The sequence below is a fragment of the Catenulispora rubra genome (assembly GCF_015356825.1).
Classification (GTDB): domain Bacteria; phylum Actinomycetota; class Actinomycetes; order Streptomycetales; family Catenulisporaceae; genus Catenulispora; species Catenulispora rubra.
Genome location: NZ_JAACYW010000114.1, coordinates 23,078 through 32,950 on the forward strand (window position 1 = coordinate 23,078; position 9,873 = coordinate 32,950).

At 69.2% G+C, this 9,873-nt stretch carries 9 protein-coding genes and 1 pseudogene; 7 read left to right on the top strand and 3 right to left on the bottom strand.

Features of this window, described 5'->3' with window-relative positions:
* Positions 1 to 11 precede the first annotated feature (11 nt).
* From GWK61_RS27730 to GWK61_RS27740, 3 genes are all read left to right on the top strand, one after another.
* Entirely contained in the window at positions 12 to 2,615 is a 2,604-nt protein-coding gene (locus GWK61_RS27730; protein WP_194913003.1) for a penicillin acylase family protein, read from the top strand.
* Between the two features lie 209 nt (positions 2,616 to 2,824).
* Positions 2,825 to 3,022, top strand: coding sequence for a DUF1059 domain-containing protein (locus GWK61_RS27735; protein WP_194913005.1), 198 nt, complete (start codon positions 2,825 to 2,827; stop codon positions 3,020 to 3,022).
* An 82-nt stretch (positions 3,023 to 3,104) separates the two neighbouring features.
* Positions 3,105 to 3,470 (top strand): cupin domain-containing protein, encoded by a 366-nt coding sequence (locus tag GWK61_RS27740; protein WP_194913008.1) that lies wholly within the window; start codon positions 3,105 to 3,107, stop codon positions 3,468 to 3,470.
* Positions 3,471 to 3,509: 39 nt separating this feature from the next.
* On the opposite strand, the gene GWK61_RS27745 is transcribed toward GWK61_RS27740, so the two are convergent.
* Both GWK61_RS27745 and GWK61_RS27750 read right to left on the bottom strand, forming a co-directional pair.
* Positions 3,510 to 4,316, bottom strand: coding sequence for an SAM-dependent methyltransferase (locus tag GWK61_RS27745; protein WP_194913010.1), 807 nt, complete (start codon positions 4,314 to 4,316; stop codon positions 3,510 to 3,512).
* A 135-nt stretch (positions 4,317 to 4,451) separates the two neighbouring features.
* Entirely contained in the window at positions 4,452 to 5,351 is a 900-nt protein-coding gene (locus tag GWK61_RS27750) for a Sco1979 family transcriptional regulator (protein WP_194913012.1), read from the bottom strand.
* A gap of 198 nt (positions 5,352 to 5,549) precedes the next feature.
* On the opposite strand from GWK61_RS27750, the gene GWK61_RS27755 reads away from it, so the two are divergent.
* The 4 genes from GWK61_RS27755 (at position 5,550) to GWK61_RS27770 (ending at position 9,017) form a co-directional block, all read left to right on the top strand.
* A complete protein-coding gene (locus GWK61_RS27755; RefSeq protein WP_323747788.1) occupies positions 5,550 to 6,788 on the top strand; it encodes an MFS transporter in 1,239 nt (412 codons plus the stop codon).
* 72 nt (positions 6,789 to 6,860) lie between these two features.
* A complete protein-coding gene (locus tag GWK61_RS27760; protein ID WP_228563047.1) occupies positions 6,861 to 8,045 on the top strand; it encodes an MFS transporter in 1,185 nt (394 codons plus the stop codon).
* Between the two features lie 2 nt (positions 8,046 to 8,047).
* Positions 8,048 to 8,491, top strand: coding sequence for a cupin domain-containing protein (locus GWK61_RS27765; protein WP_194913013.1), 444 nt, complete (start codon positions 8,048 to 8,050; stop codon positions 8,489 to 8,491).
* Positions 8,492 to 8,552: 61 nt separating this feature from the next.
* Positions 8,553 to 9,017 (top strand): PPOX class F420-dependent oxidoreductase, encoded by a 465-nt coding sequence (locus GWK61_RS27770; protein ID WP_194913015.1) that lies wholly within the window; start codon positions 8,553 to 8,555, stop codon positions 9,015 to 9,017.
* 424 nt (positions 9,018 to 9,441) lie between these two features.
* Here the strand turns inward: GWK61_RS27770 and GWK61_RS27775 are convergent.
* A pseudogene (locus GWK61_RS27775) lies at positions 9,442 to 9,873 on the bottom strand (hypothetical protein); the annotation flags it as partial.

The following is a 9,873-nucleotide window of genomic DNA, read 5'->3' on the forward strand; positions in this document are numbered from 1 at the left end:
AATCTGCCGCAGTGCAGACCGACGACGACCTCCCGGAACCGACCTCGGCCACGGACGCAGACCCTGACGCCGCAACGGATTCCGACCCCGGACTCCAGCCCCGACCCCAACCGCGCTCCCGTCGCCGCTTCCGCAAAACGAAGATCACCGCCGCCGTCCTCGCCACCCTGCTCGTGGTCCTCGTCGGCGCCGGCACCTGGTGGGTGAACACCTCGCTGCACGCCTCCTACCCCCAGACCACCGGCACCCTCCACGTCCCGGGCTTGCAGGCGAACGTCGAAGTCGACCGCGACGCCCAAGGCGTCCCCCAGCTCTACGCCTCCACCTCCCACGACCTCTTCTTCGCCCAGGGCTACGTCCAGGCCCAGGACCGCTTCTGGCAGATGGACGTCTACCGCCACGTCACCGCCGGCCGCCTGTCCGAGATGTTCGGCTCCGGCCAGATCGACACCGACAAGTTCATCCGCACGATGGGCTGGCGCGACGTCGCCGAGCAGGAATACGACGGCCTGACCCCCGAGACGAAGGCGTACCTGAGCGCCTACTGCGATGGCGTGAACGCGTATTTGAAGGATCACAAGGGTTCCAGAGCGTCAGTGGAGTACGCGGTCCTCGGCCTGCAGACCGACTACACCCCCTACACCTGGACCCCGGTCGACTCGCTGTCCTGGCTCAAGGCCCTGGCCTGGGACCTGCGCGACAACATGCAGTCGGAGATCGACCGCGCCCTGTCCTCCCAGAAGGTGACCAAGGCCCAGGTGGACCAGCTGTTCCCGCCCTACCCGGCGGACCACCCGACGATCGTGCATCAGGGTGCTGTCGTGAACGGCGCCTTCGACCAGAACGCGACCCCGGCCGCCGACAACCCGCTGTCCGGAACCGCACTCCCGGCCTCAGCGGCCAGTGCGCTGACGACCCTCTCGCACACGGTCTCCGCCCTGCCCGGCTTCCTGCAGCCGACCGTCGAAGGCGTCGGCTCCAACTCCTGGGTGGTCTCCGGCGACCTGACCACGACCGGCAAGCCGCTGCTGGCCAACGATCCGCACCTGGCCCCGCAACTGCCCTCGATCTGGTACCAGATGGGGCTGCACTGCACGACCGTGAGTGCGGCGTGCCCGTACGACGTCACGGGCTTCACCATGCCCGGCACGCCCGGCGTGGTGATCGGCCACACCCCGACCGTGGCCTGGGGCTTCACCAACGGCACCGAGGATGTCAGTGACCTGGTTCTGGAGAAGATCACCGGCAGCACCTACGAATACGACGGCCACCAGGTCCCGCTGACCGTCCGCCAGGAGACCATCAAAGTCGCCGGCGGCAAGTCGGTCCCGCTGACCATCCGCTCGACGAATCAGGGCCCGTTGGTCTCCGACGCCGACAAGGACCTCGCCAGCGCCGGCAACGGATACGCCGTCGCCCTACGCTGGACGGCGCTGACCCCCGGACACACCGCAGACGCCTTATTCGCCCTGGACCGCGCGGCCGACTGGAACTCCTTCCGGGCCGCCGCCGCCAACTTCGCGGTGCCCTCGCAGAACATGATCTACGCCGACACCTCCGGCAACATCGGCTACCAGACCCCCGGCCAGATCCCGATCCGCAGAGGAGGCGACGGCACCTGGCCCGTGCCGGGCTGGACCGACGAGTACGAGTGGACCGGCTACATCCCCTTCGACCAGCTGCCCCACGTCCTGAACCCGACCGACAAGTTCGTGGTCACGGCCAACAACCCGATCATCGGGTCGCAGTACCCGTACTTGCTGTCGAAGGACTTCGACTACGGTTACCGGGCGGACGAGATCACCAAGCGCCTGCAAGCCGCCACCGCCGACGGCAAGAAGATCGACGCCGACGGGATGCGCGCGATCCAGTCCGACAACCGCAACGAGTTCGCATCGGTGCTGGTGCCGTATCTGGCGCGGCTGCCGGCATCGTCGAAGAAGCAGACGCAAGCTGCGCGCGCGTTGGTCGACGGCTGGGATTACACGACCCCTGACACGTCGGCCGCCGCCGCGTACTTCTACGAGGTCTGGAAGTTCGTCTGCAAGGACGCGTTCGAGGCGAAGCTGCCGTCCTCGGTCGACGTGGACGGCGGCGACCGCTGGTTCGCCGTGGCCACCACGCTGCTGCCGGACGCGTCCGGCTTCTGGTGGAACGGTGACCGGGACGCGATGCTGGCGAAGGCGATGGACCAGGCGTCGGCCGAGCTGACGTCACAACAGGGTTCTGATGTGAAGCAGTGGCAGTGGGGCGCCCTGCACAAGCTGACGCCGACCAACCAGACGCTGGGCACCGGCGGCCCGTGGTTCGTCAAGTGGCTGGTGAACGGCGATCCCGTCCCGGTGTCCGGCGGATCGTCAGTCGTGGACGCCACCGGCTTCGACATCGCCAAGGACTTCTCGGTCGACGAACTCCCGTCGATGCGGATGCTGGTGGACCTGTCGAACCTGGACGCGTCCACGTGGGTCAACCTCACCGGCGCCTCCGGCCACGTCGACGACCCGCACTACCTGGACCAGCTGCCGCTGTGGCGGACGTTCCACACGTTGCCGTGGCCGTATACGAGGTCTGCGGTACTGGCTGCCAGCAAGGACACGTTGGCGCTGACGCCTTAGCGGCCGAGCCGGGATCACCGTAGGTCCGGCGATGCGCAGGGTAACTGCAATACCCCCGCCTCGCGCGACGCGGAAGCACGCTCGCACGGCCGACGTCACCTAAATGCAGTAGCACGATCGCCGGGTGGTGCCGACACGGCTTGAATGAGAGGGAGGCCGCTCCGGCTCGCCGTCGGGGTGGCGACGGCTCGTGGAAAGGGGGCATTCGCATGTCCCGCAAGGTCGCCGACTGCCGGCAGTTTCCCAGCGAGGTCGGCTGCACGCTGACGATTTCCGGCGAAGAGCAGGAAGTCATGGACGCCGCGGCCATGCACGCGGTCGCCGTTCACGGGGAGACCGACACGCCGGAGTTCCGGGAGCAGCTGAAGTCGTTCCTGGTCGAGGAGAAGGTGCCGGTCAGCCACTAGCGGCCGGTGCCGGCCGACCGGCCGGCACGGCCCGAGGCGTCCGGCTCCGGCGACGGGGCCGGGCCTGAGTCTTGGAGGATCTATGACAGGCCTCTTGCACAAGTCACTCGACGCGCCGGAGGAGACCCGCTCCTTCGAGCAGGGGATGGGGCACCTCGACCTCGTCGCCATGGACGAGGGCGGGTTCGGCCGCGCCGTCTTCGAACCGGGCTGGCAGTGGTCCAAGCACATCAAGCCGATGGTGCACACCGAGAGCTGCCAGGCCGCGCACGTCGGCTACTGCCTGTCCGGCCACATGCACGTGGTCATGGACGACGGCGAGCAGGCCGACATCGGCCCCGGCGAGTTCCTGGAGATCGCCCCGGGGCACGACGCGTGGGTCGTCGGGGGTGAGCCCTGCGTGATGATCGACTGGCAGGGGTTCGCCGACTACGCCAAGGAGAAGTGAGGGAAAAGCGGCGCCGGCGGATCCGGCGCCGCTCAGGCTTCAGGGCTTCCGACCGATGGCACCCAACACCGCCAGCTCCACCGGCGTCCCGATGTCCATGGTGTCCGGCCGCCACAACGGACATGACACCAGGCCCGGCTCCACCAGCTCCAAGCCGTCGAGGTACCCGGCGATCTGCTCGCGACTCCGCAGGTTGTACGGAACCGCGCCGCTCTGGTTGTAGCGGCTGATCGCCTCGCTGTACGCCTCGTTCGTGTCCGCCCCGTCCCGCACCACCAGGTAGCTCCCCGACGGCACCGCGTCCATCAGCCGCCGCACGATCGCCCGCGCGCGGTCGTACTCCTCGATGTGCGCCAGGATCCCCATCAGCACGATCGCGACCGGCTCGTTCAGGTCCAGCGTCTTGGCTGCCTGCGTCAGGATCGCTTCGGGGTCGTCGAGGTCGGCCTCGATATAGTCCGTGGCCCCCTCCGGCGTCCCGACGAGCAGCGCCTGCGCGTGCGCCAGCACCAGCGGGTCGTTGTCGACGTACACGATCCGCGACTCGGGCACGATCCCCTGCGCGATCTCGTGCGTGTTGTTCGCCGTCGGCAGCCCGGTCCCGACGTCCAGGTACTGGCGCACGGGGGTCTCGGTCGCCAGGTGACGCACCGTCCGCACCAGGAACTGCCGGCCGCTGCGGGCCAGGTCGACGATCTCCGGGAAGACCTCGCGGAACCGGTCGCCCGCCGCACGGTCCGCGGGGTAGTTGTCCTTGCCGCCCAGCCAGTAGTTGAAGATCCGCGCCGAGTGCGGAACGCTGCTGTCGATCTGGGACACCGGCCGGTGCTGCGCTTCGTCGGTCATGGGGCCCACCTGTGTTCGCCGTGTTTCGCCGGATGTGGAGGCCACCATCCTGCCTTGAGATCCACTGCGAGCGAAATAAGAGACCTGCGACGGTGACCAGTTGGTACGCGGCGGGTACGCGGCTAGTCCGCGCGTCTAGTACGCGTCGACGATCCGGGTGAGGAATCCGATGGTCTCCGACGGCGTCAGCGCCTGCACCGCCAGCTGGTCGACGACGGTCGTGTACGCGTCCAGGTCCTCGCGCTTGTCCAGGTACGCCGCACCGGTGAGCTGTTCCAGATATACGATGTCCGGCAGGGCCGGCTCGGCGAAGCGCAGGATGGTGAACGGACCGGCCGCCGCCGGGCCGCCGCGCGCGAACGGCGCGACCTGCACCGTGACGTGCGGCAGTCGACACAGCTCCAGCATGTGCTCAAGCTGCGCGCGCATGACGGCCGCGCCGCCGGGCTGACGCCGCACGGCGGCCTCGTCGATGATCGCCCAGATCCGCGGCGGCTCGGGGCTGTGCACCAGCCGGGCCCGGTTCATCCGCAGCCGCACCCGGCGCTCGATCTCGTCGGGGGAGGCGAGCGGATAGCCGTCCCGGATGACCGCGCGCGCGTAGTCCTCGCTCTGCAGCAGGCCCGGAATGAACTGGGCCTCATAGGAGCGGATGACCGACGCGGCCTCCTCCAGCCCGACGTAGACCTCGAACCAGCCGGGCATCAGATCGGCGAAGTTGTGCCACCAGCCGCGCGCGTTGGCCTGTGCCGTCAAGCTGAGGATCGCCTCGCGCTCGGTGTCGTCGGTGACGCCGTAGAGGGTCAGCAGATCGGCCACGTCCCGCCGTTTGAAGCTGACCTGTCCCAGCTCCATGCGGCTGATTTTGGTGTGTGAGCAACGGATCTCGTAGCCGGCGGCACCGCGGGTGACGCCGGCGGCGATGCGCAGACGACGGAGTTGGGAGCCCAGCACCATGCGCAGCACGGTGGGGCCGCTGTCCTCGGATCCCACGACAAGCGGTTCGACCGAGTGCTCCGCCGGTAGCGAGCTCATCCGTGCTCCCAGTGCTGCTCTGTAGCGGTTTGGCCGATGTGCCCTGTAAGCCTTCCGCCGCCGTGTGTCCCCTTAAGGGTAGACCGTGAAGACCGGAAACGTGAGCGGGTACCTAAAGCCACTTAGTAGCTGGCACTCTAGCCCCGAGAGTGCTAATCCTGGAACCCTGCGGAAGCACTGACGGCTGGGGGATCCACGGTGAACAAACGCGTCAGCATGCTCGGTACCTTGCGCAATCGCGACTACCGCCTCATCCTCACCGGCCAACTGCTCTCCAGCATCGGCACCTGGCTCCTGCTCGTCGCAGCCCCCTTCTTCGTCTTCCGGCTGACCGGCTCGACGATGGCGACCGGCCTGTCGATGGCCGCCGAAACCGTGCCGGCCGTGCTGCTCGGACCGGTCGCAGGGGTCTTCGTCGACCGGTGGGACCGGCGCTGGACGATGATCGCGACCGACGTCCTGCGCGCCGGCGCCGTGCTGCTCCTGCTGCTGGTTCAGACGCGCGGCGAAGTGTGGATCGTCTACGCGGCGCTCGCTCTGGAGTCCACGTTCGGGCAGTGCTTCGGGCCCGCGCAGGCCGCGCTGATCCCCAACCTCGTCGGGCGCGGACCGGAGCTGAGCGCGGCGAACTCGCTGGGCCAACTCGTCGGCGGGACGATCCGGCTGGTCGGCGGGCCGTTGGGCGGGGTGTTGTCCGCGGTGGCCGGATTCCGCGCGGTGGTGACGATCGACGCGGCGAGCTATCTCGCGTCCGCGTATCTCATAGCCATGATTCGGCTCCGGCCGAGTCGCGAGGCGCGCGAGATAGAGACGGCCCGGACTGGCCGTAAGACCGGCGGAGCAGCCCGAATCCTGACTGAAGACCTCCGCCACGGCCTCGGCCACCTCCGCAGCACGCCCGGCATTCCCATGCTCTTCGGCGTCGCGGCGATCTTCTTCGTCGGCAACGCGATTCTGACCGCGCTGCTCGTCCCGTACCTCGGCACAGTCCTGAACAGCGGCGCGCAAAGCCTTGGCGTCCTGTTCGGGACGCTCGGCGTCGGGTTCATCATCGGCGCGCCGGCCAGCCGCCTGGTCGCCGGACGGCTGTCCGACCGCACGACGATCGTGGCGAGCCTCGGCACGCTGGCCGCGGTCTTCGCGCTGACGTTCAACACCCCGTATCTGGCCGGCGACATCGTCCTGTTCGCCCTCATCGGCCCACCCGCCACCTGCTTCCTCGTCACCGCCGACACGTCGATCACGCGTCGGACGCCGGACCGGCTCCAGGGACGTGTCAGCTCCACATATTTGGCGCTCCAAAGCTTGGCGACGCTCGTCGGGATGGTCGCCGGCTCGTTGCTCGGGCAGCAGATCGGCATCGTCACGACCATGGATGCCGCGGCTGTACTGGTCGCGGTCTCGGCCGGAGCCGCGCTGCTTTTGCCAGGGTCCTGATACGCGGGAGCCTTGATCTCTGGTTGCAAAACAAAACCAGAATCCCTAGGGTGGTTTCGATCCACTACCACCTTGGGGGGTACCGGTATGGGCTTCGCCCTACTCCTGGCCACAGCTGCCGGCTTGTCGGTCGCGAACATCTACTACGCACAGCCGCTGCTCGACCAGATCGGCGCCGCCCTGCACGTGAGCGCCGGGAACCTCGGCCTGACCACCGCGATCACGCAGGTCGGCTACCTGCTCGGGCTGATCCTGCTGGTCCCGCTCGGCGACCTGGTGGATCCGCGGCGGCTCATCAGCTGGATGACGCTCACCGCCGGCGCCGGGCTGACCGCCGCCGGCCTGGCCGGCGGACCGGCCGCGTTCTTCGCCGCCTGCGCGGTCGTGGGGGTGGCCTCGACGGTGGTCCAGGTCATCACCGCCTATGCCGCGGCGCAGAGCGCGCCGGACCAGCGCGGGCGGGTGATCGGCGTGGTGACCAGCGGCGTCGTGCTCGGGATCCTGTTGGCGCGCACCGTTTCCGGAGTCGTCGCCGAGGCCTTCGGCTGGCGCGCCGCGTTCCTGCTGCCGGCCGTGCTGATGGTCGCGACGGCCGTGGCCCTGAACCGGCTGCTCCCCCGCCGGCCGGCGAAGCGGGCGGCCGTGCCCTACCTCCGGCTCATCTCCTCGGTGGTCACGTTCACCAGGCAGGACCGGGTGTTCCGTACCAGAAGCCTGCTGGCGCTGTTCCAGTTCGGGTGCTTCGGCGTGCTGTGGGGCTCCTTGGCGCTGCCGCTGTCCGCGGCGCCGTGGCACCTGTCGACGTCCAAGATCGGCTTGTTCGGCGTCGTCGGCGCGGCAGGCGCGCTCAGTGCGAACGGCGCCGGGCGGCTCGCCGACCGCGGGCGCGCGTCGACGGTCACCACCGTCATGCTGGTCTTGCTGGTGCTGTCCTGGGCGGCGATCCGCACGGCACCGTTCTCGCTGGTGCTGTTGACCGTCGGCATCGTCGTCCTGGACTTCGCCGGGCAGGCTCTGCACGTGACCAACCAGCACCTGATCGTCGCCAACAATCCCGGGGCGGCCAGCCGCGTCATCGGCGGCTACATGGTCTACTACTCGATCGGCGTCGGCGGCGGGGCGATCACGGCGACGAGCCTTTACAGCGCCTACGGATGGGGCGCTGTATGTAGCTTCGGCGCGGCGTTGGCCGTGCTGGCACTGGTGGTGGGTAGCCTGGGCAAAACCAGCCAAACCAGGACTCATGCAAGGAGCTGATCATGCCGGGCATCTATCGTCGGTTCGCGATCGCCGGGGCCGTCACCGCGACCACGGCGACCACGGTGCTCACGCCGGGAGTGGCGAGCGCCACGGCGCCGTCGGGGGTGTCGGGCACGATCATCAGCAAGTCGACGTTCCTGGGGACGGACTACATCCGGCGGCAGATCACGATCGAGCCCGGCGGGAGCACGGGGTGGCACTGGCACGACGGGACGCTGTACGCGTACGTCGAGAAGGGCACGTTGACGCACAACGACGCGGACTGCACGACGACCGAGGTGTACAGCGACAACACGTCGTTCACGGAGCCGAGCGGAGCGGACAACGTGCACATCGGGCGGAATCTGGGGACGACGCCGGTGGTGTTGGACGTGCTGTACGTGGATCCGGCCGGGAGTCCCTTGTCGGAGGACGCGCCGAACCCGGGGTGCAGCTTTCAGTAAGCTCGTCGGCGGCCGACGCTGTCCGGCTCCACCCAACCCGGCTACCTAAGGCGGACCTGCCATGCCCCGCACCATCGCCACCAACACCTCCGTCGACCTCGACGCGCTGCTGGAGTTCGTCCGACCGCGGCACCGCGCCCTGCTGATCACCCGCCGCGCCGACGGCTCACCGCAGGCGTCCCCGCTGACCTGCGGCGTCGACGACTCGGGCCGCCTGGTCATGTCCACCTACCCGGAGCGCGCGAAGACCACCAACGCGCGCCGCGAGGCCGCGGTGAGCGTCGTGGTGCTCTCGGACGAGTGGAACGGACCCTGGGTGCAGATCGACGGCGACGCGGAGGTCCTGGACCTGCCGGACTCCGTCGAGCCGCTGGTCGAGTACTACAGGAACATCGCCGGGGAGCACCCCGACTGGGACGAGTACCGCGAGGCGATGGTGAAGCAGGGCAAGTCGATCATCCGAGTCACCCCGCGGCGCTGGGGGCCGGTGGCGACTGGCGGGTTCCCGGCGCGGCTCGCGGATTGAGGGGCTGAGGGGGCTGAGGGGGCTGAGAGACAGTCGGGCTCGCTGAGATTGCCGAGCGGCTGGCGGCTGGCAGCTGGCAGCTGGCAGCTGGCGGCTGGCGGCTGGCGGCTGGCGGCCAAGCTTGCCGGGCAGCCGAGGTTGCTGAATGGCCGACTTGCCCGGCGACCGAACACAAGCGGCGGCCGGGCAGCTGAAGGTGCCAGGAGTCCTGGCTTGAAGTGCGGCCAGGTGTAGGCCGCAGCAGGCCCGGCAGCGATGGCCACCGGTAAGCCTGGCGAGCTCACCGGTGACACCGACCTCGTGCGGGCCGCGCAGATCCGCGGACCGGCGGCGCGCAAGGTGATCAGCCAATCCACTTCGCATTGCATCCCCAGCCGGCTTGCGGCGGGCCCCTGTTCCCGTCGCAAGCCGGCTGGCTTCCCCCTCACTCCAGCGGCATCCCGTTCGGCGCGAAGCGTGCGATCCGCGTGGTCCCGTACCACAGCTCCTTGCCGCCGTCGGGGTGGTAGACCACGGTGCCGCCGCCGGGTTGGGCCGCCGCGGTCGGTTCCGCCGGGTGCCATTGCGGGACCGGTGGTTCCTGCCACGCGTGCACGACCCCGCCCGACGGGGCCAGGCGCCAGCAGCTTCCGTCGGGTGCGCGCACGTCCTGCGTGCCGTCGGGGTAGTGCGTGCTGCTGGTGCCGTCGGAGTTGAGGATCGTGCTGTTGGTGAAGGCGTGCGTCCAGGTCTGTGGGAGCGCGGCCGGTTGGGGCGGGATCAGGGTGGCGGTCGGGGGTTCCGGCGGCTGCCAGTCGTCCGGGACGCTGCCGAGCCACGGTGTCGTGGGCCCCGGTCCCCCGCCTGGTCCCCCGCC

What these genes read in the sequence shown, in the direction of transcription:
- GWK61_RS27735 (WP_194913005.1), top strand. Translation starts at nt 2,825, where the DNA reads ATGTCCCGCAAGGTCGCCGACTGCCGGCAGTTTCCCAGCGAGGTCGGC.
- GWK61_RS27740 (WP_194913008.1), top strand. Translation starts at nt 3,105, where the DNA reads ATGACAGGCCTCTTGCACAAGTCACTCGACGCGCCGGAGGAGACCCGC.
- GWK61_RS27745 (WP_194913010.1), bottom strand. Translation starts at nt 4,316, where the DNA reads ATGACCGACGAAGCGCAGCACCGGCCGGTGTCCCAGATCGACAGCAGC.
- GWK61_RS27750 (WP_194913012.1), bottom strand. Translation starts at nt 5,351, where the DNA reads ATGAGCTCGCTACCGGCGGAGCACTCGGTCGAACCGCTTGTCGTGGGA.
- GWK61_RS27765 (WP_194913013.1), top strand. Translation starts at nt 8,048, where the DNA reads ATGCCGGGCATCTATCGTCGGTTCGCGATCGCCGGGGCCGTCACCGCG.
- GWK61_RS27770 (WP_194913015.1), top strand. Translation starts at nt 8,553, where the DNA reads ATGCCCCGCACCATCGCCACCAACACCTCCGTCGACCTCGACGCGCTG.